Annotated in this window: 29 protein-coding genes; 16 read left to right on the top strand and 13 right to left on the bottom strand. The window is 38.3% G+C overall.

Translation table 11 applies throughout. From position 1 onward, the window contains the following. Positions 1-6 precede the first annotated feature (6 nt). From RFX69_RS09870 to rplS, 6 genes are all read left to right on the top strand, one after another. Positions 7-489 (top strand): type IV pilin protein, encoded by a 483-nt coding sequence (locus RFX69_RS09870; RefSeq protein ID WP_001046418.1) that lies wholly within the window; start codon positions 7-9, stop codon positions 487-489. Continuing rightward, positions 486-911 (top strand): type IV pilin protein, encoded by a 426-nt coding sequence (locus RFX69_RS09865; RefSeq protein WP_000788339.1) that lies wholly within the window; start codon positions 486-488, stop codon positions 909-911. Before RFX69_RS09870 ends, RFX69_RS09865 begins: the two co-directional genes overlap by 4 nt. 146 nt (positions 912-1,057) lie before the next feature. Then, positions 1,058-1,309 carry a 30S ribosomal protein S16 gene (gene rpsP / locus RFX69_RS09860; RefSeq protein WP_000260334.1) on the top strand — a complete coding sequence of 84 codons (252 nt, stop codon included), beginning with the start codon at positions 1,058-1,060 and terminating at the stop codon, positions 1,307-1,309. Between the two features lie 19 nt (positions 1,310-1,328). Further along, a complete protein-coding gene (gene rimM, locus RFX69_RS09855; protein WP_000189236.1) occupies positions 1,329-1,877 on the top strand; it encodes a ribosome maturation factor RimM in 549 nt (182 codons plus the stop codon). Positions 1,878-1,922: 45 nt separating this feature from the next. Then, positions 1,923-2,663, top strand: coding sequence for a tRNA (guanosine(37)-N1)-methyltransferase TrmD (gene trmD / locus RFX69_RS09850; protein WP_005109350.1), 741 nt, complete (start codon positions 1,923-1,925; stop codon positions 2,661-2,663). A gap of 207 nt (positions 2,664-2,870) precedes the next feature. Next, positions 2,871-3,239: a 50S ribosomal protein L19 gene (gene rplS / locus RFX69_RS09845; RefSeq protein ID WP_000014562.1), complete on the top strand. Its 369-nt coding sequence runs from the start codon at positions 2,871-2,873 to the stop codon at positions 3,237-3,239. A 51-nt stretch (positions 3,240-3,290) separates the two neighbouring features. Here rplS and RFX69_RS09840 read toward each other — a convergent pair whose 3' ends face one another. Both RFX69_RS09840 and RFX69_RS09835 read right to left on the bottom strand, forming a co-directional pair. Beyond that, a complete protein-coding gene (locus RFX69_RS09840; protein ID WP_085943440.1) occupies positions 3,291-4,232 on the bottom strand; it encodes a triacylglycerol lipase in 942 nt (313 codons plus the stop codon). A gap of 114 nt (positions 4,233-4,346) precedes the next feature. Continuing rightward, a complete protein-coding gene (locus RFX69_RS09835) occupies positions 4,347-5,378 on the bottom strand; it encodes a lipase secretion chaperone (protein ID WP_001189457.1) in 1,032 nt (343 codons plus the stop codon). 153 nt (positions 5,379-5,531) lie between these two features. Here RFX69_RS09835 and truB point away from each other — a divergent pair, with 153 nt between their 5' ends. The 3 genes from truB to RFX69_RS09820 all read left to right on the top strand — a co-directional run bounded on the left by truB (position 5,532) and on the right by RFX69_RS09820 (position 7,886). Continuing rightward, complete coding sequence (truB, locus tag RFX69_RS09830; RefSeq protein ID WP_272407594.1) at positions 5,532-6,437, top strand: tRNA pseudouridine(55) synthase TruB; 906 nt, start codon at positions 5,532-5,534, stop codon at positions 6,435-6,437. Positions 6,438-6,456: 19 nt separating this feature from the next. Beyond that, positions 6,457-7,233, top strand: a complete 777-nt coding sequence (locus RFX69_RS09825; RefSeq protein ID WP_000525222.1) for a TSUP family transporter — start codon at positions 6,457-6,459, stop codon at positions 7,231-7,233. Between the two features lie 209 nt (positions 7,234-7,442). After that, positions 7,443-7,886, top strand: a complete 444-nt coding sequence (locus tag RFX69_RS09820; RefSeq protein ID WP_001019905.1) for a hemerythrin domain-containing protein — start codon at positions 7,443-7,445, stop codon at positions 7,884-7,886. Positions 7,887-7,893: 7 nt separating this feature from the next. On the opposite strand, the gene RFX69_RS09815 is transcribed toward RFX69_RS09820, so the two are convergent. The 3 genes from RFX69_RS09815 to serA form a co-directional block, all read right to left on the bottom strand. Next, positions 7,894-8,754 carry a DMT family transporter gene (locus RFX69_RS09815; protein WP_001180515.1) on the bottom strand — a complete coding sequence of 287 codons (861 nt, stop codon included), beginning with the start codon at positions 8,752-8,754 and terminating at the stop codon, positions 7,894-7,896. 89 nt (positions 8,755-8,843) lie between these two features. Next, positions 8,844-9,728: a DMT family transporter gene (locus tag RFX69_RS09810; protein WP_000098159.1), complete on the bottom strand. Its 885-nt coding sequence runs from the start codon at positions 9,726-9,728 to the stop codon at positions 8,844-8,846. 98 nt (positions 9,729-9,826) lie between these two features. After that, on the bottom strand, positions 9,827-11,059 hold the full coding sequence (gene serA / locus RFX69_RS09805; protein WP_000077814.1) for a phosphoglycerate dehydrogenase: 1,233 nt from the start codon (positions 11,057-11,059) through the stop codon (positions 9,827-9,829). Positions 11,060-11,438: 379 nt separating this feature from the next. Between serA and RFX69_RS09800 the strand changes: the two genes are divergently transcribed. Next, a complete protein-coding gene (locus RFX69_RS09800; RefSeq protein WP_000993504.1) occupies positions 11,439-12,848 on the top strand; it encodes an FAD-binding oxidoreductase in 1,410 nt (469 codons plus the stop codon). Positions 12,849-12,943: 95 nt separating this feature from the next. Further along, positions 12,944-13,312 (top strand): hypothetical protein, encoded by a 369-nt coding sequence (locus tag RFX69_RS09795; protein WP_001189305.1) that lies wholly within the window; start codon positions 12,944-12,946, stop codon positions 13,310-13,312. Between the two features lie 44 nt (positions 13,313-13,356). Here RFX69_RS09795 and RFX69_RS09790 read toward each other — a convergent pair whose 3' ends face one another. After that, positions 13,357-13,671, bottom strand: a complete 315-nt coding sequence (locus RFX69_RS09790) for a putative quinol monooxygenase (protein WP_000955560.1) — start codon at positions 13,669-13,671, stop codon at positions 13,357-13,359. Between the two features lie 13 nt (positions 13,672-13,684). Next, positions 13,685-14,272, bottom strand: a complete 588-nt coding sequence (locus tag RFX69_RS09785; protein WP_250176287.1) for an NAD(P)H-dependent oxidoreductase — start codon at positions 14,270-14,272, stop codon at positions 13,685-13,687. Positions 14,273-14,496: 224 nt separating this feature from the next. Between RFX69_RS09785 and RFX69_RS09780 the strand changes: the two genes are divergently transcribed. Both RFX69_RS09780 and RFX69_RS09775 read left to right on the top strand, forming a co-directional pair. Continuing rightward, positions 14,497-14,862: a hypothetical protein gene (locus RFX69_RS09780; protein WP_000719494.1), complete on the top strand. Its 366-nt coding sequence runs from the start codon at positions 14,497-14,499 to the stop codon at positions 14,860-14,862. A 369-nt stretch (positions 14,863-15,231) separates the two neighbouring features. After that, positions 15,232-16,461, top strand: a complete 1,230-nt coding sequence (locus RFX69_RS09775; RefSeq protein ID WP_000790118.1) for an MFS transporter — start codon at positions 15,232-15,234, stop codon at positions 16,459-16,461. 36 nt (positions 16,462-16,497) lie between these two features. Here RFX69_RS09775 and yccS read toward each other — a convergent pair whose 3' ends face one another. From yccS to RFX69_RS09755, 4 genes are all read right to left on the bottom strand, one after another. Then, positions 16,498-18,648, bottom strand: coding sequence for a YccS family putative transporter (yccS, locus tag RFX69_RS09770; RefSeq protein WP_250176286.1), 2,151 nt, complete (start codon positions 18,646-18,648; stop codon positions 16,498-16,500). 192 nt (positions 18,649-18,840) lie between these two features. After that, on the bottom strand, positions 18,841-19,416 hold the full coding sequence (sodC, locus tag RFX69_RS09765; RefSeq protein ID WP_114155208.1) for a superoxide dismutase family protein: 576 nt from the start codon (positions 19,414-19,416) through the stop codon (positions 18,841-18,843). Between the two features lie 115 nt (positions 19,417-19,531). Continuing rightward, a complete protein-coding gene (locus RFX69_RS09760) occupies positions 19,532-20,650 on the bottom strand; it encodes an AI-2E family transporter (protein WP_000553809.1) in 1,119 nt (372 codons plus the stop codon). Between the two features lie 122 nt (positions 20,651-20,772). After that, positions 20,773-21,417 carry a ParA family protein gene (locus RFX69_RS09755; protein WP_057051761.1) on the bottom strand — a complete coding sequence of 215 codons (645 nt, stop codon included), beginning with the start codon at positions 21,415-21,417 and terminating at the stop codon, positions 20,773-20,775. A gap of 158 nt (positions 21,418-21,575) precedes the next feature. Here RFX69_RS09755 and RFX69_RS09750 point away from each other — a divergent pair, with 158 nt between their 5' ends. Both RFX69_RS09750 and RFX69_RS09745 read left to right on the top strand, forming a co-directional pair. Then, positions 21,576-22,043, top strand: a complete 468-nt coding sequence (locus RFX69_RS09750) for a Holliday junction resolvase-like protein (RefSeq protein ID WP_000118035.1) — start codon at positions 21,576-21,578, stop codon at positions 22,041-22,043. 139 nt (positions 22,044-22,182) lie between these two features. Beyond that, positions 22,183-22,746: a hypothetical protein gene (locus RFX69_RS09745; RefSeq protein ID WP_000744752.1), complete on the top strand. Its 564-nt coding sequence runs from the start codon at positions 22,183-22,185 to the stop codon at positions 22,744-22,746. Positions 22,747-22,795: 49 nt separating this feature from the next. On the opposite strand, the gene RFX69_RS09740 is transcribed toward RFX69_RS09745, so the two are convergent. Both RFX69_RS09740 and RFX69_RS09735 read right to left on the bottom strand, forming a co-directional pair. After that, positions 22,796-23,329 (bottom strand): hypothetical protein, encoded by a 534-nt coding sequence (locus RFX69_RS09740; protein WP_250176285.1) that lies wholly within the window; start codon positions 23,327-23,329, stop codon positions 22,796-22,798. A gap of 15 nt (positions 23,330-23,344) precedes the next feature. After that, a complete protein-coding gene (locus RFX69_RS09735) occupies positions 23,345-24,139 on the bottom strand; it encodes a class I SAM-dependent methyltransferase (RefSeq protein WP_250176284.1) in 795 nt (264 codons plus the stop codon). 127 nt (positions 24,140-24,266) lie between these two features. Between RFX69_RS09735 and RFX69_RS09730 the strand changes: the two genes are divergently transcribed. Beyond that, positions 24,267-25,544, top strand: coding sequence for a hypothetical protein (locus RFX69_RS09730; RefSeq protein ID WP_250176283.1), 1,278 nt, complete (start codon positions 24,267-24,269; stop codon positions 25,542-25,544). The last annotated feature ends 217 nt before the right edge of the window (positions 25,545-25,761 follow it).

Raw genomic sequence — 25,761 nt, 5'->3', positions numbered from 1 at the left:
CAGCTTATGAATAAGTACTCTATTCTACGGTTCAATCAAGGGGTTACCTTGATTGAGCTTATGGTCGTGATTGTTATCGTTGCTATTTTTGCTTCAATTGCTATCCCTTCATATCAAAGTTATAGCCGTAGAGCTACTGCATCTGCGGCTAAAAGTGAAATTTTGAAATTAGCTGAACAATTGGAACAGCATAAATCAAGAAATTTTACTTATAGGGGGTTTACCACAACCTCTATAACCCTACCTCGCGGGGGATATACGATTCAGATTACTGATGATACGACGACAGGAAATTTATTGACGAATGCTGCTGCAAATGGGCAAACATGGGTCATTAAAGCGACAACTACAGATTCAAGAAACTTTAATTTTATTGCTAAGAATTCAGGTTTGCGTTGTCAAAGTTTAACAGTTACAGCCGTTGATAATGATTGTGGTGGTACGACTACTTGTAATACATGTGAAACGAACAGTGAGGTTTGGCAGTGAAGAATGGTTTTTCTTTAATTGAAATTATGGTTGTGGTAGCAATAGTTGCAATTTTAGCGGCTATAGCCACCCCTTCATATTTACAATATTTGCGTAAAGGACATCGTACTGCTGTTCAATCCGAAATGATGAATATTGCGCAGACTTTAGAGTCTCAAAAAATGGTGAATAACCGTTATCCCTCAAATGCAACTATACAATCAATTTATGGCTCTAATGTGAGTCCTCTTCAGGGCAAAGCTTTATATACTTTAGCTTTTACTACTTTAAACGATTCGACATGGGTGCTTACGGCAACACCAATCGCTAATACTTCACAAGCTGGTGATGGAATTATTTGCTTAAATGATCAAGGGCAAAAATTTTGGGCAAAAGGTGCTACAGATTGTGCACTATCGGCTTCATCAAGTTGGACAGAGTAATTTAAATTCAAAACTGCGGATAACTCAAAATTTAATCTTTCTTTCAGGGTGAAAATCACGTAGAATGTCGCCCTCTATGAAAGGGGTTTGAAGTGTTGCCGATGGTCGGCGCAGGGATAATCCGTAAGAATTATAAGGCTTTTATCATGGTTGTTATTCGTTTAGCACGTGGCGGCGCAAAAAAACGTCCATTCTATCAAATCGTTGTGACTGATAGCCGCAATGCACGTGATGGTCGTTTCATCGAGCGTATCGGTTTCTTTAACCCAACTGCACAAGGTCAAGCAGAAAAACTTCGTTTAGACGCAGACCGTTTTGCTCACTGGGTTTCTCAAGGTGCTCAACCTTCTGAACGTGTTGCTTCTTTGGCTGCTCAAGCTAAAAAAGCTACTGCATAATTATTGTAGTAGGTAGCCCATGACACCAACACAGAATGTTCCCGAAGATCGTATTCAGATTGGACAGTTACGTTCAGCTTATGGATTAAATGGGTGGCTCTGGGTGTATTCCAATACAGAACCCATGAGCAATATGTTTGACTACTTGCCTTGGTACATCGAGACCAAGGCCGGTTGGCAAATCGTTGATGTAAAACGTTGGAAACCACATGGCAAAGGCCTAGTTGTTGCTCTAAAAGGTGTGAGTGATCGCACAGGAGCAGAAAGCTTGGTTGGCGCTAATATCTGGATTGCTAAATCTCAACTGCCGAAAGCAGATGTAGATGAGTACTACTGGTCAGATTTGAAAGGCTTAACAGTGTTAGGTCTTGATGACGACGAACAGGAAGTGAACTTGGGGCAAATTCATGAGTTGTTTGAAACTGGAGCCAATGATGTGATGGTTGTACGCGCTACACCAGACAGCATTGATTCAGAAGAACGCATGATCCCGTGGCATAAAGATGTGGTGCAACGCGTTGATCTTGAAGCTGGTCGCATTTACGTCAATTGGGGCGTAGATTATTAATCCTTTTTATAGGATTAACGCAGCAGGAAAATAGAGGAGTCTGCGGTGTTTTTTGCAGTCATTACGCTTTTTCCTGAAATGTTTGAAGCGATTACAGCCTACGGGATTAGCGGGCGTGCAGCAAAACGTGACATAGTACAAGTCACTTGTATTAATCCACGTGATTTTGCTGAAGGGAATTACCGAAGAGTGGATGAACGTCCATTTGGTGGTGGCCCTGGTATGGTGATGATGGCGGAGCCTTTGGCAAAAGCAATTAACCATGCCAAACAACTTGCTTCGCAAGCAGGATGTGTTCATGTACCTGTGGTGTATATGTCTCCACAAGGCAAAACTTTAAATGAACAGGCAGTACAGCAGTTTGTCGATTATGATGGCTTAATTGTATTGTGTGGGCGTTATGAAGGCGTCGATGAGCGTTTGATCCAGCATTATGTTGATCAGGAATGGTCGATTGGAGATTACGTCTTATCTGGTGGTGAACTACCTGCCATGGTGTTGCTTGATAGTATTATTCGCCGTTTGCCGAATGTAATGTCAGATGAGCAATCAGCGATACAGGATTCTTTTGTAGATGGTCTTTTGGATTGTCCGCAATACACTAAGCCAGACCAGTTTGAAGGTTTAGATGTTCCTGAAATTTTAAAGTCGGGACATCATGCCAATATTGAGAAATGGCGTTTTTTGCAGCGTTATCAACGAACTTTAGAGCGTCGACCTGAGTTGATTGAAAAGGTTACGTTGACTAAGCAGCAAAAAAAATGGCTGTCAGATGAACAAGGGTAAGCACATCCCCTGTGTTTTTCTGAGCAAAAGATGAGAAGCTTTGCTTCGAATTAAAGCATAAGTCTATTTTTTATAGATTTATGTGTACTTAAGGCTCTTTACGGTTGTCGTAAAGGGAAAGTTAAACGGGTTGATATGCGCTTTAGCCTCTATCCCCAGCGGAAACTCAGGCCTCTTCTGACTCCGCACATATTGGAGATTCCCACAATGAGTGGTAAACATCCTTTAGTTCAAGCTATTGAAAATTCACAGTTAAAAACTGACCTTCCTGAATTTGCTCCTGGTGACACAGTAGTTGTTCAAGTTAAAGTAAAAGAAGGTGACCGTGAACGTCTTCAGGCATTTGAAGGTGTTGTAATCGCTAAGAAAAACCGTGGTTTGAACTCTGCGTTCACAGTACGTAAAATTTCTAGCGGTGTTGGTGTTGAGCGTGTATTCCAAACTCACTCACCAGTTGTTGCTAAAATCGAAGTGAAACGTCGTGGTGACGTTCGTCGTGCTAAACTTTACTACCTCCGTGACTTGTCTGGTAAAGCTGCACGTATTCGTGAAAAATTACCAGCTCGTAAAGCGTAAGCTTATAGCGAGTAAAAAATGCGCCTTTTGGCGCATTTTTTGTTTTAAAGCTTATAATCCTTGAAGTTTTAAACGGTTAGCATGTTGACGGTAAACCGATACAGGGTCTGCTGCAAAAATAGAACGTATTCCCATGACCTGATTGACTTCATCTAAATGATTCCAGTTATAGTCGTCACGAATAGTTTTACCAAATTTGGCACTGCATCGAGACACAAGTCCATCATTATCCCCAAATGGGTCAACTACTAGACTACTTCCTGTCAATGCCATGTCAAATGGATCTAATGGGTTCGTCAGCGCTTTATTACCAGAGAATGAATACATATAAATGCCTTTCTCCTGATAAGCACCCTCACCACAAGACGTGGTAGGAACACCCATTGGAAACTGGGCATTAAACTGTGCAGAGCCTTGAGTCGATAAACTGTGGGCACCTGCTAGGGAGTCATGCGGATAACTATTTGGGTCTAGACCTCCTGCCCAAGTAATTGCTGCGGAAAACCAGTTTACTAATGTTGCCAGCCCGGATAGAGGAGTACCCTCAACATTCAGGATGACATCTGCCATTGGCGATCCTTTGTGAGGTGCACCAATAGTAGTAAGCGAAGCGACTTTTTCAGGCATGATCCCAGCGACATAGCGAATTGTTGGTCCCCCGTGGCTATGTCCGATCAAGTTGACTTTAGGCTTTCCGGTGATGGCAATAATTTCTTCTACTTGTTGGGCAAGTTGTTCTCCACGAACTTCAGTTGAGTTAAACGGTGAAACTCTTGTTGCCCAGACATTTCCTCCGTTACGCGCAAGATCAGGAAGAATCTGATACCAGTAGTCCAGACCAAGCGTATCTGTTCCAACTCGGTTAAAACCCGCCATACCATGGTTAAAAACCAATGGATATTTGGTTTGTGCATAAGTCGAATAGACGAATGAGCTTTTGACTTGCTCGGCATTTGTGGCATGGGTTGCTGAAACACTCAGTCCTGAGAGTATTGCAGCACAGAAAAATATTAAGTTCCTTTTCATTTTTTACTCACTATTTTTATTTTGTATGAGAAGCAGCTTCTACTGCTGGATAAGGTTTGGCTCACTTTGAAATAGAAAAGCCTAGTAGTTAAAGGGTAGTTCACCTCCTTGGTCATGGACTGTTTCAAAAGTTCTAAGACGAAGCTGTTCTTGCGATGAGCTAAATTGTTGTTGGCGTAGTTGTTGAATAGCTTGTTTTTTAGCGCTGTCACTCATATTGCTATGCAAGACTTCATCACGTTGATTTAAGTAGCCAGTCACTCGCTGTTGCCACGCATTACGCTGTATATCTAAAGTTTCTAATCGTTGAGTTGCCTCGGCTCCAACAAGTGCTGTACGCATTTGCCGAAGTTCCTCTGCTGAACCATTGCGAGCTTTAATTTGTTTGGTCAGTGTGTGTAAATCATCAAGCTTTGAGAGTTCTTGTAGGTTTTCTTGCCAGTCTTCTGGTAATTGTTCAAAGCGCTCTTTGAGTTTTTTAGCTTTTTCAATTTCGCTTAAAGATGAATCTTCTAAAATCTTCATGCGATCTAATGTGTAGTTCTGATAAATGTCTTCTGTTGAAAATAACCCTTCAATTTCAGAGGCAGAGAAGAAACGTTTTCTTATATCTTGAATTGAACTGAAGATCTTTTGAAAATAATTTTGATCTTGTTGTTTAGATTGAGGCGGTTGAATTTGTGCAAGCTGCTCACGGTATTTTAAATAACGCGTCCACAAATCAATAATCTGTGAGCGGGCTGGTTCTAAATACTGATCTTGTATAAATTTCTCAAAATGAGTTTTAACTTGTTGTAAATTGCTCTCGCCATACTGCGTAATAAAATATTCAAAGCAGTCACGGGTTTGGCTATTCACAACTAAATGCTGTGAACTATTAATTTTTAATTGGCAGTTAACTTGAGTATCTTGCTGACTTTTACTCAAATAAGTATTTTCGTTTAATGGTGAATTTAAAGTAGATTGTGAAGTAGCTACCAACCTAGCTTCATCCTGATTTGGCTGAGGTGAAGTATTTTCCGAGTCTGGGCTTAGCCAATACACACATGCGATGAGGCTCAAAATAAAAAATCCGAGCACACACCACCATATCTTTTTCTGCATCCTTTGCATAAAGATATCTTCCTTAAGTTTTCATTTGTTGTTTTTTTACTCGATCATTAATGTGCCATAAAATAAGTGAAAAGGCACCTAAATATTATGAAAATATCTTGCTGAATTTGCTAACATGTCGGCACTTTTCTCTAGCTTTGTGTTCCAGTAAAAATGACGACAAAAAATCAAAAAATTTCTCGTCGCCATATCAGTGGTGTATTTCTTTTAAATAAACCATTAGGGCTAAGTTCTAACGCTGCTTTGCAAAAAGTGCGTTGGCTTTACCGTGCCCAAAAGGCGGGTCATACTGGTGCATTAGATCCATTAGCAACCGGTTTACTTCCTATTTGTTTAGGAGAGGCCACTAAATTCTCACATTACTTGCTGGACTCGACAAAGCGTTATCAAACTACTGTTCGATTAGGCCAAACTACAACAACAGGCGATGTTGAAGGCGATATTTTACAAGAACGTCCTATCCCGGTTCTTAGCAAAGAGCTTATTGAGCAAACTTTAGAAAAGTTTAGGGGCGATATTCAACAAGTTCCACCGATGTACTCGGCATTAAAAAAAGAAGGTAAGCCACTATATGAGCTGGCCAGAAAGGGTATAGAGATTGAGCGCGAGACACGCCCGGTTACGATTTATGCCTTAGAACTTATTGAATTTAATGAAAATAGTATCACTTTAGATGTAACTTGTTCTAAAGGAACATATATTCGTGTGTTAGGTGAAGATATTGGTGAGGCACTTGGTTGTGGTGGTCATTTAACGATGCTTCACCGTATTCAAACTGGACATTTTGAACTCATCCCAAGTTATACCATTGAATATTTGGAAAGCTTAACGGAAGAGCAAAGAGAAGCTTTGCTACTGCCCGTATATGCTCCAATTGACCATTTCTTAAAAATTCAGGTTCCCGAAGGACGGGAAAAATATTTTTGTAACGGTCTAGAAAGCAATATTGATCATTCTGCAGAAGCAGAAGTGTTGGTTTTTTCGGGTGAACGCTGTTTAGGTTTAGCTGAAATTACCGATAAAAAACGGTTGGTACCTAAACGTATCTTAAATTTGTAGTAGATGTAGAGTATAAAACATGGGCATGGAATGGGATGTTATCCTTAGTTTGATCTTTTTTGCGTTTACTGCGGGAGCAATTGATGCTGCTGTTGGTGGCGGCGGACTCATCCAGATTCCCGGGATCATGAGCACTTTTCCTAACATGTCGACTGCTACGGTGATTGGTACCAATAAAGTCTCATCCATTTTTGGTACGGCATCGGCAGCTTATACATTTGCTAAAAAAGTAAAGTTGCAATGGAAGCTTTTAGCCGTTATTGCCATTTGTGCTTTGATTAGTTCTTTCGCAGGTGCAGCTTGTTTGTCGCTTATCCCTCAATCGGTATTGCGTCCTTTCGTTTTCGTGATGTTGATTGTGATTGCGATTTATACCCTAGTTAAAAAGAACTTCGGACAGGTTCATACCGAGCAAAAAATTACTACGAAAATGCTCGTTTTAGCTGGTATCGGTAGTCTGGCGATTGGCTTTTATGACGGTATTTTCGGACCGGGTACTGGTAGTTTCTTTATCTTTTTCTTCATTCGTTTTTTACAAGTCGATTTTTTACATGCTTCGGCGTTGTCAAAAATCGGTAATTTTATGACTAACTTAGCTGCGCTGAGTTTCCTCATCCCAACTGGGCACGCTATTTTACATATTGGTTTAATGATGGCAGCGGCTAACGTGCTAGGTTCTATTGTTGGGGTGCGTACCGCGCTTAAATACGGTAGTGGTTTTGTACGTATTATCTTTTTAATTTTGGTGAGTATCCTGATTTGCCGTTTGGGATATCAAATGTTTGTTACAGGTTAAATAAGATAAAAGTATGAACTGTTCCTGAGGAGTGGTTCATACTTTTGTGTATCATTTAAAGCTATAAATATAAAAATCATTACAGAAACTTACTAGAAAGAAAACTGTGTAAAAAATAGTCTCATTTTAAGCTACTTAAATAATATAAATTTTGCCGTACGATAAACCTTGAAATAAAAAAGATTTTTTAACTAAAAATGAGGAAGAGAATGAATATTTTCGAAGCATTAAGAGAAAGCCACGAAAATCAACGCAACCTTTCTGAACAATTAATCCAGACACATGGTTTAACCGAAGAACGAAAAGAATTATTTGATGCATTAAAAAACGAACTTTATGCTCACTCAGTTGCCGAAGACCGTTATTTATATATCCCTTTAATGTTTGATGATGTCGGTTTGGATATTACGAGACATGCTTTATCTGAACACCATGAAATGGATGAGTTGGTCGAGCAACTTGAAAAAACGGATATGAGTAGCCCAAGTTGGTTGGCAACCGCTAAACAGTTGAGCGAAAAAGTCCATCACCACTTAAAAGAAGAAGAACATAAATTTTTTCAGCAAGCCGGTAAAATTCTTAAAGATAGTGAAAAAGAAACGCTAGGCAATAAATATTTGAAGGAATATAAAAAGTATAAAAAACAGCAATAAGCTACACCTATGATGCTGTTTTGCTCCTTAAAGTAACCCCAATTGACGCTAGCATTACGCAAGCTAAAGCCACCCATTGCAGCATGCTGATTTCTTCGTGAAGTAATAAGAAACCTGTTAATGCTGCCAATGCTGGCGCTAAACTTGTTAGGGTGCCATAAGTTAATTTATTAAGTTGTTTGAGTGCCATTAGGTCGAGTGCATAGGGAATAGCAGTCGCTAAAACTGCAATAAGTAAGGCTTTACCCCAGTACTGTGTATCAAGTAATGCTGGGCCATTATACCAAATACCAATTGGTAATAAGGCGAGGGCAGATACGGTAATCCCTATGGTTAAGGCATGCATTCCTATATTTTGAGTTACAACTTTTTGACCAAAATAAATATAGAATGCCCAGCAAAGCCCTGCGCCTAAAGCACAGGCTGCACCTACGTAAGAAAAGTGGTGTTGAGTTGGATCTTGCCAAGGTACCATGAGTGCAATACCCAGCATGGCAAAAGCTACCCAGATATATTCGCTCTTTTGTTTGATAGAAACTAGGGCTAGGCCTAATGGACCAATAAATTCTAGACCTACCGCAATCCCTTGGGGTAATTTTCCAAGAGAGGTATAAAATAAGATATTCATTAACCCTAAAGATGCGCAGTACATTAATAAATCACGCCATTTTAAATAAGGTAAACGAGACCAGATTTTCCAAGAACGGAACATAACGGCAACAATCACTGCTGCAAAACATAGTCTTAAAATAGTAACGGTAAGTGGATCTAAAGCTGCGATAAGTTGCTTGGCAAATGAAGCGCTGATTTGATACGAAACCATCGACAAAATCATATAGAGCACAGCAATAATTGGAAGATTTTGCATGGAAGTACCTTAACGCTTCATTTGATATTTAAAAATAAGAGTGATTCATTATAGTCAATACTGGGTTTCAACTCGTAGGTTTTGCAGAATTAACTTACTGTTTTTTCACGTTGTTGTCGGGCTCTTTGGGTGGTTATGGTACAACCCACAGAAGCAGTAATAATAGTGGCGAGTGCCAACCATTGATTCCATAACAGGTATTCACCTAAGAAGATAAAACCGGAAAGTGCAGCAACAGCTGGTTCTAGGCTCATCAATGTTCCAAAACTTAAAGGTGTTAAATTGCGTAGAGCTAACATTTCTAAAGAGAATGGAAGTGCACTGGCTAAAACAGCGAGACCAATAAAATAAAAAAAGTATGGTAATTCTATAACTTGCCCAATCGAGCCTGAGAAAAAAGTAATGGGTAAAAGTATACAAGCACCTACAGTCATGCCCAAACAAACTGTATGGTTACCTGAGATACCAGAAGGCTTTTGCCCTGCAATAATATATAGGGCCCAACAAGCACCCGCGCTCATCGCAAATAGGACTCCGATCCAGTCCAAACTATGTGCTTGGTTAAAAGGAAATAATAAAATGAGGCCAATAATTGCGAAAGTGACCCAGACAAAATCATATTTTTGTTTAGCATGGTAAAGGGCCACACTGAGTGGACCAATAAATTCAAATGCAACCGCAATACCAATGGGTAAACGTTCAAGCGATAAATAGAAAAGAGCATTCATGCCAGCAAGAGCAAAGCCATAGCTCAAAATAGCTTTCCATCGGACCTGACTAAAATTAATTTTCCAGATCTGAAAAATGAAAGCCAAAATAAATGCCCCGATACATAAACGCATTGCAGAAACAGTCAGTACAGGAAAGTTCTGAAACAGGACTTTAGCTAAGGATGCGCTACTTTGGACACTTAACATGGCAAGAATAAGAAAGCCCAAAGCATGAAGCTGGGATTTCTGGCTTGGACTGGACATTTTATTATTTGATCAATTGGTATACTTTTCACATGATAATGTAAATACCTATAAAAAAGCCACAGACAATGCTGTGGCTTTTAAATTTACAGTCTGTATTAGAACAATACGCGTACGCGAATTGTGCCTTCAACTTCATGCAACATATCTAAAGCTTCTTGAGAAGCAGAAGCATCTACGTCCATTACAAGGTAACCGATGTCGCCTTTAGTCATAAGTGACTGACCAGAAATGTTGATGCCTTGTTCAGCAAACAAGTTGTTGATTTTAGACAATACACCCGGTACGTTTTTGTGGATGTGTAGTAAACGGTGTTGACCCGCTGTCAATGGCAACGCGATTTCTGGGAAGTTTACGGCAGAAAGTGTCATACCCTTATCAGAGTAAGCAACAAATTTCTCTGCTACTTCTAAACCGATATTTGCTTGAGCTTCCATTGTTGAACCACCAACGTGAGGAGTCAAGATCACGTTGTCTAAACCACGAAGTGGAGACTGGAATTCTTCACCATTTGCTTTTGGTTCTTTCGGGAATACGTCAACTGCCGCACCTGCAAGGTGACCAGATTTGATTGCATCAGCTAAATCTTCGATTACTACACATGTACCACGTGCAGCATTTAAGAAGATTGCGCCTTCTTTCATTTTTGCAAATTGTTCTTTAGTGAAGAAGTTACGTGTAGACGGAACATCCGGTACATGCAAAGTCACAACATCAGCAGTTGCTAAAAGTTCATCTAAAGAACCAACTTGGCGAGCATTACCCATTGGTAATTTAGTGACTGCATCATAATAAATGACATGCATACCCATACTTTCAGCAAGAACTGAAAGTTGAGAACCGATGGAACCGTAACCTACAATACCTAAAGTTTTGCCACGAGTTTCAAAAGAACCCACAGCAGATTTGTCCCAACCACCACGATGACAAGCCGCTGACTTTTCAGGAACACGGCGAAGAAGAAGAATAGTTTCAGCAAGTACGAGTTCTGCAACCGAACGCGTATTAGAATACGGTGCGTTAAATACAGGAATACCACGTGCCATCGCTGCTTTAAGATCTACTTGGTTTGTTCCGATACAGAAACAGCCTACTGCGATCAATTTATTTGCAGCTTCGAAAACTTCTTCAGTCAATTGGGTACGCGAACGAATACCAATAAAGTGAGCATCTTTAATTGCTTCTTTAAGCGCTTCGCCTTCAAGAGCAGTTTTGCGATAGTCAATGTTGGTATAACCCGCAGCGTTTAAAGTATCGACTGCGTTTTGGTGAACGCCTTCTAACAAAAGGAAACGGATTTTATCTTTAGGTAGTGAAAGATGTTGGCTCATTACGGCTCCGCTACAAAGGCCAAATTTGGTGGCGGTATAATAACATACTGGGCAGCGCTATAGATATTTCGTTTATACCATCGCCTTATGGCAATTTTATCTATGTCTAATCACTTCCATTTATGGCTTGTCGAGCATTACAAAATATGCTTGATCTACGTTTAAGCCCAAATTTTCCTTTAAGGCCTTATAAAAAGTGTTTTATTGGTGTTAAACATGTTTTGTAGTGACAGTATCTCTATTCTGAACTTTATCGCTTGTGCTGTTACATGTAGAATATAGGAGTTCCTTGAACATTATGGCTTTGCTCAGGTGAAAACCTTGAGAAATATGAGGTCATAGTCCCACCACAGTTTACTTCTTGCTAGGTCTGCAAACGATGAATGCTCCAGTCGCTTTAACACCTGAGTTACTCACCCAATTAACAGCAATCGTCGGTGAAAACCGTATTAAAACCGATGCTGATAGTCTCGAAAACTGGGGTAAAGATCATACCAAGCATTTTAATCCGAACCCATCGGTCATCGTTTTTCCATCAACGACTGAACAAGTTCAGGAAGTTGTGAAGCTTGCAAACCAGTTTAATATCGCAATTACACCGTCAGGTGGACGTACAGGACTTTCTGCTGGTGCTGTAGCAACCAATGGTGAAATTGTCATTAGCATGGACAAAATGAACCAGATTCTTGAGTTCTTCCCGGCAGACCGTATGGTTCGTGTACAAGCTGGTGTTGTGACTGAGCAATTGCAAAATTATGCAGAAGAGCAGGGTATGTATTATCCGGTTGACTTTGCATCAGCGGGTTCTAGTCAGATTGGCGGTAATATCGGTACCAACGCTGGTGGTATTAAAGTCATTAAATATGGCATGACGCGTAACTGGGTACTCGGTTTAACTGTAGTGACAGGTAAAGGCGACATTTTACGTTTAAACAAAGGCATGATTAAAAATGCAACTGGATATGCATTACAGCATTTGTTTATTGGTGGTGAAGGTACATTAGGTTTAGTGACTGAAGCAGAAATTAAACTTGAGCGTCAACCACAAAACCTACAAGTTTTAGTTTTAGGTGTTCCTGATTTTGATGCAGTAATGCCTGTGTTACATGCTTTCCAAAAAGATATCGACTTAACTGCATTTGAGTTCTTTGGTGAGCTTGCAATGCAAAAAGTACTCGACCGTGGTCATGTTCAACGTCCATTTGAAACTCAATGTCCATTCTATGTATTGCTTGAGTTTGAAGCGCCATACGAACCGATTATCGACAAAGCAATGGAGATTTTCGAGCACTGTATGGAACAAGGTTGGGTACTTGATGGTGTAATGAGCCAGAGCCTTGATCAAGTAGAGAGCTTGTGGCGTTTACGCGAAGATATTTCTGAATCAATCGCGCCGTTTATTCCATATAAAAACGATATTTCAGTATTAATTACTCACGTACCTGCATTTATTCGTGAAATTGATGCGATTGTTCAAGAAAACTATCCTGACTTTGAAATTTGCTGGTTCGGCCATATCGGCGACGGTAACTTACACTTAAATATTTTAAAACCTGAAAACTTGACCAAAGATGAGTTCTTTGCGAAGTGTCAGGTTGTCAATAAATATGTGTTTGATACCGTTAAAAAATACGATGGTTCAATCTCTGCCGAGCATGGCGTAGGTATGACGAAAAAGCCATATTTGGAATATTCGCGCTCAGCTGAAGAAATCGAATATATGAAAGCTTTGAAAAAAGTATTTGACCCGAAAGGTATTATGAATCCGGGTAAATTATTCGATCTTTAAATTAGATCTATTTTGTAGAACTACATAGTTTCTACAGAGTAACCGACAAAGGCATAGCATCATAAAGCTATGCCTTTTGTTTTTTGGTGATGAAAATGCAACGTTTATTTTTAATTTCTGCACTCTGTGCTGGACTTATGACGGGTTGTGCAACCACAAGTAAATTAATTCCTTTTGTGGGCTCAGAAACCCCAATGCAACAAGTACTTAAAACGCAACCCGAGATTGTAAAAGAGCATAACAATACTTCAGTTCAGCAGGTATTTAACCGAGTAGAATCTCCAACAGTTTCTCGCATTACTGTTATACAAACCGGTTTAATGGATGACTCTGTCTCAGCAATTCGGACGGAATATTTATTTAAATTGGTTGATGAAAAGTGGCAATTGCAAAATAAGCAAAAGAGCTACCAATGTGCAAGAGGAAAAGGTTCTAAAGGTTTCCAGACGCAGCTTTGTTCTTAAGCATAAAAAAGACGATAAATATATCGTCTTTTTTATTTCTTAAATTATACGCCGCTTTCTAAAATTTTAATTTTGACGTCAACTACATCATCTTTGACTGCTTCATGATGCGCTTGCATATGAGGTGTAGCTAAGTGTGCTTCAAGATGAGCTACACTTTCCCATTTTTCTAACATCACAATAATGTCAGGGTCTTTGTTTTGGAAGCTCGCATTTGAAATGTGGTCAACCAAAGGTTCATAACCATGACAACCATCTTCGGCTAAAACAGTTGGAATGATTTTTTGAAATGCATTCAATACGTTTTGGCGGTGTTGTCCACCCGATTGAGTACGAATTTCCGCGATAATAGTAAGCATGGTTTTCTCCGGGTTAGGCTGCTGCAAATAGTGTGTTCAAATGTGCTTTGTATGCTTCCACATAACTATCTACATCAGGCATTTTAATTACATCATTTACAATAAATGTTGGTAGGGTACTCATACCTAAGAACTGATTTGCTTTATGAAATGGTAAATAAACACCATCTACACCCACGCCATGGAAAAACTGATCCGCATCGTCAAATGCTTCCATTGGCGCATTCCAAGTAAGCGACAGCATATATTTTTTGTCCTGAATTAAACCACCTGAACCATATTTTTTTGAAGCATCAGAGCGGCTACGACCATCGTTTGCATAAAGAGAACCATGACCTGTCGTAAATACATCGTCAATATATTTTTTTACGGTCCACGGTGCACCCATCCACCAGCCCGGCATTTGATAAATCACGACATCTGCCCATAAATACTTTTCTACTTCGGCTTCAGCATTGTAGTCACTATCTGCACGAGTGACTTGAACTTCGTGGCCGAGTTCAGTCAGGTGATTCGTCGCTAATGTCGTGAGTGTGTCATTTAATTCACCATTTGAGTGGGCAAATTGTTTGGCACCATTAATGACTAAAATATTGCTCATGGGAGTTACTCTAATTCAATTCTTAAACTTGAGCGATACTTTAGAGAACTTACTCTTAAAGAAAAATGTAGTAATTGGAAAAATATTATTGATTAAAAATCATTAATCTTGGTTTGATACCTCATACTGGTTTCTTCATTTTAATGGCAAATACTTTACAAAGTTGAACGGAAAAAATTGTTTGTAGCCTTTAGCATCAAGGTGAAGTTGTGGTGGAGTTGAGTATGAAAAAGATTGGTTTACTCATGATGTGTAATTTGTTGATTCTGAGTGCTTGTACACCAAATACAAATCCACCCACACCTCAAGCGAACAGTCCGATACAAGCTGTTTTACTCGATCAACCTAATCTTTTAAATAATGCCAGTAATTTAAGTATTTCACAGCAAATGAATGCCTTAGAAGATCCTTCTAATGCTCAAGTCACTATTTTGCAGACAGAGCCGAGTGAAGATGCTGTTTCGAAAACACGTACTGAGTATTTATTAAAAAAAGATGAGACTGTTTGGAAAATCGTGAATAAAAAACAAAGTTATCAATGTACAAAAGGCGAGGAAACAGCAGACTTTCAAGTTAATCCTTGTCCTTAAAGCTGAATTTCTATTGAATATGTGGATAACTTTAGAGTTATTCACAATATAAAAATGAGTTCGTCATCATTAAAATATAGAATTTAAAATTGTTGGAATTGTCCGATTGATGATCAATTTGAAAAGTGATATTGTGTCATCCGGCAATTATGCCAGATGGTAAAAATTACCGAATCTCACGTCATACATTTTTTCTCGTTTTAGACACCTTGTGAATACGGTGTTTCACATTCTAAACATGCACTCTCACGGCATATAACAACTTAACTAAAGATTGACTGACCATACTGTCATCGTCATGGCTACATTATTTATTTCAATATGTAGTTGCTGAGACATAGTGGCCGCTATTTTGAAGTGTACAAACTCATGAAAAATATTCAAACGACAGCGTTGAACCGTACAACGTTGATGTTTCCTTTAGCTTTAGTGCTATTTGAATTTGCGGTTTATATTGGTAATGACCTGATTCAGCCAGCCATGTTGGCAATTACTGAAGATTTCGGTGTAAGTGCAACTTGGGCGCCGTCTTCAATGTCATTTTATTTATTAGGTGGTGCATCTGTTGCATGGTTACTAGGACCTTTATCAGATCGATTAGGCCGTAAAAAAGTACTTTTGTCTGGTGTTTTATTTTTTGCCTTATGCTGTTTTTTAATTTTATTAACGCGACAAATTGAACACTTTCTGACATTACGTTTTTTACAAGGTATTGGGTTAAGCGTAATTTCAGCAGTGGGATATGCCGCAATTCAGGAAAATTTTGCCGAGCGTGATGCGATTAAAGTCATGGCACTTATGGCAAATATCTCATTGCTTGCGCCTTTGCTAGGACCTGTACTTGGAGCTTTCTTAATTGATTATGTTTCATGGCACTGGGGTTTCGTGGCAATTGCTTTACTTGCACTGCTGAGTTGGGTTGGCTTAAAGAAACAAATGCCTAGTCATAAGGTGAGTGTAACCAAACAGCCTTTTAGTTATCTTTTTGATGACTTTAAAAAGGTATTTAGCAATCGGCAGTTCCTTGGGTTAACGTTGGCCTTACCGCTTGTGGGTATGCCGCTTATGCTTTGGATTGCATTATCGCCAATTATTTTGGTCGATGAACTGAAGCTAACGAGTGTGCAATATGGCTTAGCACAGTTCCCGGTATTTTTAGGTTTAATTGTTGGTAACATTGTTTTAATTAAAATTATTGACCGTTTAGCTTTAGGTAAAACTGTCTTAATTGGCTTACCGATTATGCTTACTGGTACGCTAATTTTAATATTAGGTGTTGTCTGGCAAGCCTATTTAATTCCTTGCTTGTTAATAGGTATGACACTCATTTGTTTTGGTGAAGGAATTAGCTTCTCAGTGTTGTACCGTTTTGCACTCATGTCATCTGAAGTGTCAAAAGGAACTGTAGCTGCTGCTGTTTCAATGCTATTGATGACGAGCTTCTTTGCAATGATTGAGCTTGTACGTTACCTCTACACCCAATTTCATTTATGGGCTTTTGTCTTATCTGCTTTTGCATTTATTGCCTTGTGGTTTACTCAACCACGTTTAGCTTTAAAACGAGAAATGCAGGAAAGAGTTGCACAAGACTTACATTAAAAAAATACCGGAATTTATATTCCGGTATTTTTTATTCTATTTAATTTCATGCTCTAAAAGTTTGCCTTTTAAGCTTAAGAGTTCAGGCAAGGTTTCTAATAATAAACTCATCTGTTTTAAGACAAGTGTGTAGTTCTCTGAAAAATGTTCTTGAGTTATTAAACTTTGAATTTGCTTTAAAGTCTGTTCAAGAAAACTAAAGTTAACCGACGCTTGTTCAAATAAACTTTGTTTAAGAATTTGCTGACAATCCAGTAAGAGTTGTAATACCTGTTGATCATCAATTTTTTGTCTTTGGCTGCCTAAGGCGGCGACATAACTCAGCTGGCTGTGGCTATAAACTAAATAACGAAAGGCATAATGAATCAGCTCTGGATTTGGATTGGGCTCAGCACTTAAGCTTGAAATCATATTTGACAGTTCAATTTGCGCGTTATGTGCAGCACGGCGAATTCTACGATATTCAATGTCTTGATTTTTCCCATGCTGATATTGCTCGACAATCACATTGAAGTAATCAAAAGTGGCTTGGCTACTTTTCTTAATATTGTTTGGAATATTACGGAAGTTCCAGTCTGGCCAAATAAAATTAACAGCAAGCCAAGCAATAAAGCAGCCTAATAAGGTGTCGATTAGGCGAGGTAAAATAATGCTGTAACCTGCACCTTTTAAATTGAAAATGAGCAATACCATTAAGGTTGCCATCAGTGTTGCCAGCGCATATTTTTTCTGGCGTAAGTAGAAAAAGCTAACTCCACAAATAATGGTAAGAATGAGTTGACCTTCAATACTAGGAACAAAATATAAAATGGGAATACCCAATAAAACGCCGAGTAAAGTCCCAATCGTTCTAAGCTTTAAACGACTTTTGGTTGCAAAGTAAGTAATTTGGCAAACAAATAAACTGGTGAGCAAAATCCAGTAACCATGTTGGGCAAAAGGTAGGAGGGAAATGGCATAACCCGCGGCAAACACAACCGCAATTCGTATTGCATGTCTAAATAGGGCCGATTGTGGCGTCAGTTGCTGCCGAATTTTTAAAACAAGGTCTGAAAAACCTTGAATATCATCATCTAGTAAATTGAGATGTTCTTGTTTGTTTTGATTCAGCGTTTCATTAAACGGTTGAGCATATTGAAGTTGTTCAAATTGTTCATGCATTCCTTTTAAATTATTAAAAATCAGCTTTAAATTTTTAACTTCAAAATTTTGCGGGTGCTGTTGTATCCAGTCTTTCAAAGAGCTTTCCAAATGGTTTAGGCCAATTTGGCTTTCTTGAGAAGACTGATATTGTTGATTATGCAAAATGCATTGGGCTAAATCATGGCAAGCTTGAGCTTGTAAGCGTAGGTTTTTCTGAAAACGAAAAATGAGATCACTACGGCTAAAATTTTGTTGAATATGCTCGTAGTGTAAATAATTAGAAGTTGCCTGCTCGTGTATATCTCGCGCAAAAAAGTATAAGTTTAACCAATAAATACTTTTATTACTGACTCGTGATGCCTTAAGGCGAGTTAGCAGAGAGCTGCGTATTTGGTTAAGACTTTGCGCAACTTGTGTATTTTGTAGTGATAATTCAAATAAAAGCTGTTCAACATTTTCTTTATTATCTGGGTCGAACAACCGTGCTTTAGCTTGAAGTAAGGCTGAAATTTCTTCAAAAATTTGTGAAAGTTTATCTTGTAAAGGAAGTGTTGGTTTAAGAATAAAAAATAAAATAGAAGTTAGGCCGTACCACAACGCACCATAGACAAAATAAGTAGGCTGTTGGTACCAGTGTGCATATTCTCCTAAACCAAACATACTATAAATTGAGAGTAAAATCGTACCAAAAGAAATGGTAGCGTAGCGTTGCCCTAAAGCTCCCAATAAAATGAAACAAGCACTGGAAATTGAAAGATATAAAATAAATAAAAATTTATAAGGTGCTAAAAAACCAAGAATAGTGCTGACAGTAAAAAAGAGTAGGCAGACATAAAGCAGATTGCGTAAACGAAGACTTAAGCGATCATCAAAATCGGTAAGTGCAGCAGCAATTGCACCTAAAGTCACAGGAACGATCAGCTCGTTATGTCCTAACCAAAGTAAACCTAAAGTTGTACCTGTGAGTACAATTAAAATTTGCAGGCAATAAATTAAAATTGAATTCGCTTTAAAACGATTGAATAGTTGAGTCAGATTATTCACGGCTTTTTTCTAAATGAGAGGGTACGTGACAATTGGTATTTAAATTTTTATTACTTGAAAAATATTATGCGTTTTGTCTAAAAAAGTCAGTTTATTTTTTGAGATTTTATAATAATTAATTAGTCTAAGTTGCTTAATAAAATAGCAAAATTGTGGATATCTTTTTAGATACCCACAATTTAAAAATAGCACTTATTTGATTACGCCACATGCAATTCGCGCTCCGCCACCACCTAGAGGCAGAGGAGAATCTGAATAGTTATCACCACCAGCATGGATCATGATAGCGCGACCTTGAATGTCAGCAAGTTTTAAACGTGGTGCAATAACAGCAGTTGTAGCTACACCAGTATTGTCAACGACTAATGCTGGTAAATCGCCTAAATGCCCGGTAGTTGGCGTACCATGATGTGGGGCTTGGTTAGGGTTATAGTGGCTACCAGCAGCTAAAGCAGCGCCTGGTTTTCCATCTTTAACAGCAGGGGCACAAGATGGATTTTCATGGATGTGGAAACCGCGAGTACCACTTGGTAAATCTGCTAAAGCAGGGGTAATGATTAAGCCCTTATCACTGTCTTGAAAGCTGATCGAACCAAGTTTTTTACCTATACCATTGGCTGTCACTTCATTAACATCCACCACTTTTTTAGTATGCATTGTGGTAAGTGCATGGGCTGTATCAGATACAGTCTTACTTACCGTGCTACAACCGACCGTTAATAAAGCTGTCAGTGCACATACTGCACCAATTTTATTAAATACTGGCATTATAGATATCCTTATAACTATAAATCTGATTTTTTTATTCAAGCAAAGGTGCGTGAACCCTACAAGTTAATTTAAATAGTCACTTTGTATCTTGAAATATTTTTAAATCATTAGCTTAGTTTTTAGATGGTGGTAAATCATCATCTGAATCATAAATCATGGTCGTTTTTGGCATGGGTTCAGGGTCAATTGTCTCGTGAAGCCATTCACGCCAAATTGCTAATAAAACAGCTAAAATAACAGGGCCAATAAATAGACCAACTAAACCAAAACTTGCAATACCACCCAATACACCGAACATAATCAATAAAAACGGAATTTGAGTCGCACCAGAGATTACAAGTGGACGGATCACGTTGTCTGAACTACTTACAATCAACACACCCCATAAGATGACGCCAATAGCTTCCATTGTTTGACCTTGAGAGAACAACCATAGTCCAACGCCTAAGTAGGAAACAGGAGTACCAAACGGAATTAGGGCTAATAAGAACGTTGCAATGGTGAGAACCATTGGGTTAGGTACACCAGCGACGAAATAACTTAATCCAGCAAGTACAGCTTGAGCAATTGCAGTTAAACCCACGCCATACACAACGGCACGTGTAGTTTCTGAAATTGTGTCGAGATAATGATGAATACGTGGCCCAATCACCATTTCCAAGGCTTTACTCACTTGGGTTAAGATCGTGTGGCCATCACGATAAAAGAAGAAAAGACTTAAAATTGCAAAACAAAGTTTGACGATATTTTTACTAATTTCATTTAATAACACACGCCCATAACTTAAATGGCTTTGTACCCAAGCTGCAATATTTTGAATAGTACTATTAGGGTCTGTGTTAATTTCGTTGAGTGTGCGAGATATTTCTTTACCAATAAACGGAAGATTACGAATAAAATCGGGAACGCTTAAATGACCTGAAAAGACTTGACGCTGTAAATCAAAATAAAGGTTTCGGCCTTCATGTTGTAGAATAAAAATAGCACATGTAAATGGCACACCAACAATTAAAATGACTAAGCTAATCATAACTGTAGCATTTAAATTATTTCGGTTTTCACCAAAAAAATGCTGAATTCTTAAATAAATCGGCCAAGTCATGTAGGCAATAATGGCAGCCCAAAGTACAGGTACAATAAAGTACTTCAGGATGTTAAATCCTAAAAAGATCAGGATAAAAAACAGCCCAAACAATAAAACGCGCTGTAAAGTAGGAGCGTATGGATGCACGAACAAAATTCTCTAATTTTTAAAATAGAATAAGGTCATATTAACTGAAAAATGACCTGAGACAAATTTTAGGCAGGCGTGCTCATTTCTGCATCTTGCCCACCTAAAATAAAGAGATGGTTTTAGAACCACTCAGATTTATCTTCAATCAGTTTATTTAAAAGAGGCTGCCACTGGCTTTGAATTGCAATAAAGTTCTTTTGTGGTTTATCAAATACACTTAAACCTTGCATTGCTAAACTGCCATAAGCACTACGCTCTGCAATCCATGCAATAGGTTCATGTTCGATTTTTTCAAAAAATTGCTGAATATCTTTTGAGCTGGTGCTGTTCGGTTTAACTCGGTTTGCAAGTAGTAAAATTTGTACTTTACCTTTACGAATACGCTTAATATCCTGCAAATGCTTGAGAAAACGTCGTGTACTGTCGATATCGAAAAATGAAGGCTGAAGTGGAGTAATAATCGCATGGGCTTCGCTGACTAATTGTTCAGCATGATCACCTGAAAGGGCACCCGGTGCATCAATAATTAAATAGTCTAAATTTTTAGGTGCATCACCAATTGATTTTTCTTGACGCCAGTCGAGGCTTTGAATTACAGCTACGTTTTCTGGACGTTGCTTTAACCATTGTAAGGAAGATTTCTGGTTGTCAGAATCTGCCAATGCTACTTTATATCCTTTTTGTGCCAAAGCTGTTGCCAACGTAATGGCTGTCATGGTTTTTCCGCATCCGCCCTTTTGATTTGCAATAAGTATCGTTTTCATAAATTCAGTTATATTCAGCAGCACACTTGTTCTACATATACCTTAGCATCTTTTTATGTGAAGTAGATGACTGCCTTTGACAAAAGTTTAAGCTACTCCCTAATTTTAGATATGATTGCTTATCTATCGCGATGATGTGTATTTGTTAAGGAAAATTTATGTCCGTATGGCTGGCCATGCTTATTGGTGCTGGTATTGGTATTATTATCACGACGCTCATTTTATCAAATACCCGTAATGGCCGAATCAAGGCTGAATACGAGCAATATATTGCCGAGTTGGAGCTTGAGCATCAACAAGCTCTTGCCCAAGCACAAAAGAGAAGTGTGAATACGAGCCGCGCCGTATTAAAAGGAAAAATGGCAGAACAATTTGCGCCGGTCTTGCCGGAGTTTCAGTATTTGCCAAGTGATGCCAAGTTTATGGGCGACCCGGTTGATTATATTATTTTCGATGGCTATACCGATTTTCGAGATGGAGACGGAACTGCCGATGATATTCAAATTATTTTGCTGGATGTAAAAAGTGGAGGGGCACGTTTAACAAAGGGGCAGCAAGCAATTGCTCAGGCAATTAAGGAAGGGAAAGTTCGTTTTGAAACTTTAAGAATAGATTTTGAAGATTAATAATCTATTTAATTAGGCACAAAAATAGACGAAATTGATCTGTATTGTTACTAAATTCCGATATTTTTTTCATACCTTAGAGCTACCATAAAACGAAGATCTAATGAATTTGATCTAGCAATATTTGAGGTATAAAGCGATGAAAAAACAACGTTTGATGATAGCTTTGCTGGCGACTTTAGGCATGGGTTCAGCACTTGCATCAACCTCGAGTGAATACAATATTGCCAATGGCTTGCTTCCAGTTGAAAAAGATCAATCAATTTCTGTATTACAACCATTTCAGGGAAATTTTAGGATTTTAGGTTCAAAAATTTATCACAATGATGAGCAAGCCAAATTTTCACCGATTGATTATGCGGTAAGTTGGGGTTTATTTGCTCAACCTGAAATCGCGCGACATATTTCAGTGAAACAATATGACCGCTATTTAAACTGGAAAATAGCAAAACTTCCTGTACCAGCTGAGCAAGCAATGCAGATGGTATCGAATATGCACATTATTCCTGCAAACCCTGAAATCGCCCAACAAATTAAGCAAGTTAAGCGTGGTGATTTGGTTTATTTAAAAGGTGATCTGGTTGAAATCAAAGATAAAGATTTGGTTTGGAAGTCATCTTTGACCCCAACTGATACCGGCGATGGTGCATGTGAACTCTTCCGTGTTCAATCCATTCACTGGGTTGAAAAACAAAATATTTAAATTAAAAAAGCCTTCTTTATAAGAAGGCTTTTTATTGCATGTAGTTAAATTAATGCTGCTGTGAGGCTTTCCAGTATTTTAATTGATTTTGTGCTTGTAAATAGTCAGCAAGCTGTTTGACCTGCTCATCTTTACTTGCCTGCTTATCACTAAAGTTCTTTTCTTGGTTTTCCCAATATTGATAGAGTAAGCCCTGAATATAACGACCTTGTTCAGTTTTTAAATCGAGGTCTTTTAGCATGGTCAATGCTGAGCGCACATTATCAAGCGTACGTTTTTGTTCAAATTCTGTGGTGAGCGTACCTGCCTCATGCATTTTTTCTAGCTCAGTTTCCATTTCATCACTCATTTCAGTAAAGCGGTGATCGTAATCTTCTAGTAGTGCAATATCATGAGCGTCATCCGCAGTAGCTGGGAATTTCTTCACTGGTCTTTCATTGAGCTTTTCCATTACCTGATCGGTAGATGAACTTGTATGAGGTTGCTCAGTCTTTGCTGGTTCATCTGCTTTTTTACAAGCCGTCAATAATAGGCTAGAGCTGAGCAAAGACATTAAGATGATATGAGGCGTTTTTTTTAACATAGCTTTCAACCGAACCTATTCTCTATGATTTGACGACGTACTTTTTTGAAAATGATATGCATATGTAATATATGGGAAATCAATCTGATCTTGTGGGCCTAACCCAGTAAAATCATAAACAATTTTTTCAAACTGAGCTTTGAGCTGTAGTTGATCTTTTTCAGTCATTGCTGCAATAAAACTTGTTGAAAGTAACCGCTTACTCACCACTTGTTCGACAGTACCATGCTGCGATTGCGAAAAAGTATTTAAATTGTCAAAAGTAAATAAATTTTGCTCTTCAAAAACCTTTTTCCACCTTTCATTATGGTAACGAGGTGTATCACCTTCAAGCGGTAGTAGAAAATCCGCTAAAGCTTTTACCCAGTCTGTACCTTCATCGCGCTGGTTCCAAACAAGTCCTAAATGTCCTTGAGGTTTTAATACCCGATGGATTTCGGTCAATGTTTCTATGTTGTCAAACCAATGAAAAGATTGGGCACAAATGACAGCATCAATCTGTTGGTCATTTACCGGAATATTGTGGCTAAAGGCTTGTAAAGTTTTAATATCAGGATAGGCTTGCTGAAGCTGTTGTAACATCTCGCCAATTGGCTCTACTGCAGTAATATTGGCATGTGTCTGTTTTAAGTAAGGTAAGAATTTGCCAGTACCCGATCCAAGATCGATAACAGTAGAATTTTCATGGATTTGGAGCCGATCTTGTAGCCAACTTACTATTTCTACGGGATAATTTGGTCTAACTTGCTGATAAAGCTCAGCAGCAGAGCTGAAGCCTTTTTGAGCGGCAGGATGTAAGGATTGTGTCATATTTTGCGCTTTTTAATCTGACTGGCATCTATAAAATAAGATACTCCGCAATCATAAATTGGCAAAACACCTATTTTGTTTCATTTTTGACGATGTATGTGGGAGTAAATTTTCTTTCGGTGTGAGCATGGATAAGCAAATTATTTTTGAAGACGAACACATTAGAGCCATTTTTTTACAAGGCGATTCTAATACATTAGTTCTCTCTTTTGGCGATTTGATTACCCGGGCGAGTGGCTTATCTATCAATGCTGAAAAGTCTCTAATAAAGTACCAATACAGTGTTATTGGGGTGATGCCAAAACAAAAATCATGGTTCCCAAAGGCCAGTATGGTTGAGCTGGCAAAAGTCATTTTGCCTATTATTCAGCGTTTTAAAAATATTGTAGGTTATGGCGGCTCAATGGGCGGCTATGCAGCAATTAAATATTCGAATTTATTAAATATGAATCGAATCATTGCATTTGTACCTCAGTATTCAATTGACCCTGAACAAGTTGAAGACCGACGCTATGCTGAGTTCTTCGATGCTGTCGCGAATAAAGACATGCAAATTCAGCCGCAAGATGTGAATGCAAGTCGTGAATACATTATTGTTTATGATCCTTACTTTTCAATTGATCGCGAACATTACTTAAAAATAAAAGAGATCTTACCAAGTTTACATACAATTCATTTGCCTTTTACAGGACATGAAGCTTTATCTGTATTGGCAAGCTCAAGCCTTTTACATGATTTTATTGAGCATGAATTTGATGAAACGTATTTCTATCAACAAGTTCGTAAAATCAAAAAACAAAGCAAGTTCTATTATCGTAATGTTCTTGCAAATGTGCTGACATACCATGACAGCATGTTATTGAAAATATTGCGTCAAAATGACTTTCAGTTAGATGAACGTTATTTAGACAATCCACTTAAGCAAGCAGTCACTCGTAGTCTTATTAAAACAAAGCAAGCTACAGAGCAAGATTTCCAGAAGCTTGGAATTAAAATTCAGTATAGCCAGCAAGCTGAAAACCATAAAAAGGGTTTGAAAAATCAATTTGAGGCAATACTGGTATTTAATTTGATTAATCTCAAGCTTGAAACCTATGCTGTAGATGTAGTGTTGGCGAACCCATCATATTTGATTCCGATTGTGGCAGAACACACTGGGGTTGTTCAGATTGAGTTAAATAATGAACTTTATTTGTTAGGGATGAATGACCGAAAAATTATTAAATTGTTTAAACAGGGTGATGCACTCACTTCTGATATGAGTCCGTTTGTCATTAAACAATATTCTGATTTCTTTGCGTTAAGCTACAAGCAATTAAATTTAAATTGTGATGAACAAGCTGTATGTGATTACGTTGAAGGTTCCGTTCAGCCATCTCAACAGTTTGTATTGACCAGCTACTAAGTCATTTCCTCGATTAAATAAAGCTCAAATCTTGAGATTTGAGCTTTATTTTTTGCTTAAAAAATATTTTTTTATCAATTTATTTGTATATAAAATTAAAAGTCATTATTTAAATAAATAGTGTGTCTAATTTTTAAATAAAGATAGAGCTAAAAGTAGGCATGGGGAATTAAGTGAAAAATTATTATATTTTAAAAAGTATAGTTTTTAAATTTAT

The organism is Acinetobacter sp. 148 (assembly GCF_031196675.1).
Lineage (GTDB): Bacteria > Pseudomonadota > Gammaproteobacteria > Pseudomonadales > Moraxellaceae > Acinetobacter > Acinetobacter baumannii.
The sequence above is the reverse complement of the archived record's forward strand: the minus strand, read 5'-3'. Positions and strand labels throughout refer to the sequence as shown.

Excerpts from the sequence above, each read along its gene's own strand:
- RFX69_RS09870 (WP_001046418.1), top strand. The coding sequence starts at position 7 with ATGAATAAGTACTCTATTCTACGGTTCAATCAAGGGGTTACCTTGATT.
- rpsP (WP_000260334.1), top strand. The coding sequence starts at position 1,058 with ATGGTTGTTATTCGTTTAGCACGTGGCGGCGCAAAAAAACGTCCATTC.
- rimM (WP_000189236.1), top strand. The coding sequence starts at position 1,329 with ATGACACCAACACAGAATGTTCCCGAAGATCGTATTCAGATTGGACAG.
- rplS (WP_000014562.1), top strand. The coding sequence starts at position 2,871 with ATGAGTGGTAAACATCCTTTAGTTCAAGCTATTGAAAATTCACAGTTA.
- RFX69_RS09835 (WP_001189457.1), bottom strand. The coding sequence starts at position 5,378 with ATGCAAAGGATGCAGAAAAAGATATGGTGGTGTGTGCTCGGATTTTTT.
- truB (WP_272407594.1), top strand. The coding sequence starts at position 5,532 with ATGACGACAAAAAATCAAAAAATTTCTCGTCGCCATATCAGTGGTGTA.
- RFX69_RS09825 (WP_000525222.1), top strand. The coding sequence starts at position 6,457 with ATGGGCATGGAATGGGATGTTATCCTTAGTTTGATCTTTTTTGCGTTT.
- RFX69_RS09820 (WP_001019905.1), top strand. The coding sequence starts at position 7,443 with ATGAATATTTTCGAAGCATTAAGAGAAAGCCACGAAAATCAACGCAAC.
- RFX69_RS09815 (WP_001180515.1), bottom strand. The coding sequence starts at position 8,754 with ATGCAAAATCTTCCAATTATTGCTGTGCTCTATATGATTTTGTCGATG.
- RFX69_RS09810 (WP_000098159.1), bottom strand. The coding sequence starts at position 9,728 with ATGTCCAGTCCAAGCCAGAAATCCCAGCTTCATGCTTTGGGCTTTCTT.
- serA (WP_000077814.1), bottom strand. The coding sequence starts at position 11,059 with ATGAGCCAACATCTTTCACTACCTAAAGATAAAATCCGTTTCCTTTTG.
- RFX69_RS09800 (WP_000993504.1), top strand. The coding sequence starts at position 11,439 with ATGAATGCTCCAGTCGCTTTAACACCTGAGTTACTCACCCAATTAACA.
- RFX69_RS09795 (WP_001189305.1), top strand. The coding sequence starts at position 12,944 with ATGCAACGTTTATTTTTAATTTCTGCACTCTGTGCTGGACTTATGACG.
- RFX69_RS09790 (WP_000955560.1), bottom strand. The coding sequence starts at position 13,671 with ATGCTTACTATTATCGCGGAAATTCGTACTCAATCGGGTGGACAACAC.
- RFX69_RS09785 (WP_250176287.1), bottom strand. The coding sequence starts at position 14,272 with ATGAGCAATATTTTAGTCATTAATGGTGCCAAACAATTTGCCCACTCA.
- RFX69_RS09780 (WP_000719494.1), top strand. The coding sequence starts at position 14,497 with ATGAAAAAGATTGGTTTACTCATGATGTGTAATTTGTTGATTCTGAGT.
- RFX69_RS09775 (WP_000790118.1), top strand. The coding sequence starts at position 15,232 with ATGAAAAATATTCAAACGACAGCGTTGAACCGTACAACGTTGATGTTT.
- sodC (WP_114155208.1), bottom strand. The coding sequence starts at position 19,416 with ATGCCAGTATTTAATAAAATTGGTGCAGTATGTGCACTGACAGCTTTA.
- RFX69_RS09755 (WP_057051761.1), bottom strand. The coding sequence starts at position 21,417 with ATGAAAACGATACTTATTGCAAATCAAAAGGGCGGATGCGGAAAAACC.
- RFX69_RS09750 (WP_000118035.1), top strand. The coding sequence starts at position 21,576 with ATGTCCGTATGGCTGGCCATGCTTATTGGTGCTGGTATTGGTATTATT.
- RFX69_RS09745 (WP_000744752.1), top strand. The coding sequence starts at position 22,183 with ATGAAAAAACAACGTTTGATGATAGCTTTGCTGGCGACTTTAGGCATG.
- RFX69_RS09740 (WP_250176285.1), bottom strand. The coding sequence starts at position 23,329 with ATGTTAAAAAAAACGCCTCATATCATCTTAATGTCTTTGCTCAGCTCT.
- RFX69_RS09735 (WP_250176284.1), bottom strand. The coding sequence starts at position 24,139 with ATGACACAATCCTTACATCCTGCCGCTCAAAAAGGCTTCAGCTCTGCT.
- RFX69_RS09730 (WP_250176283.1), top strand. The coding sequence starts at position 24,267 with ATGGATAAGCAAATTATTTTTGAAGACGAACACATTAGAGCCATTTTT.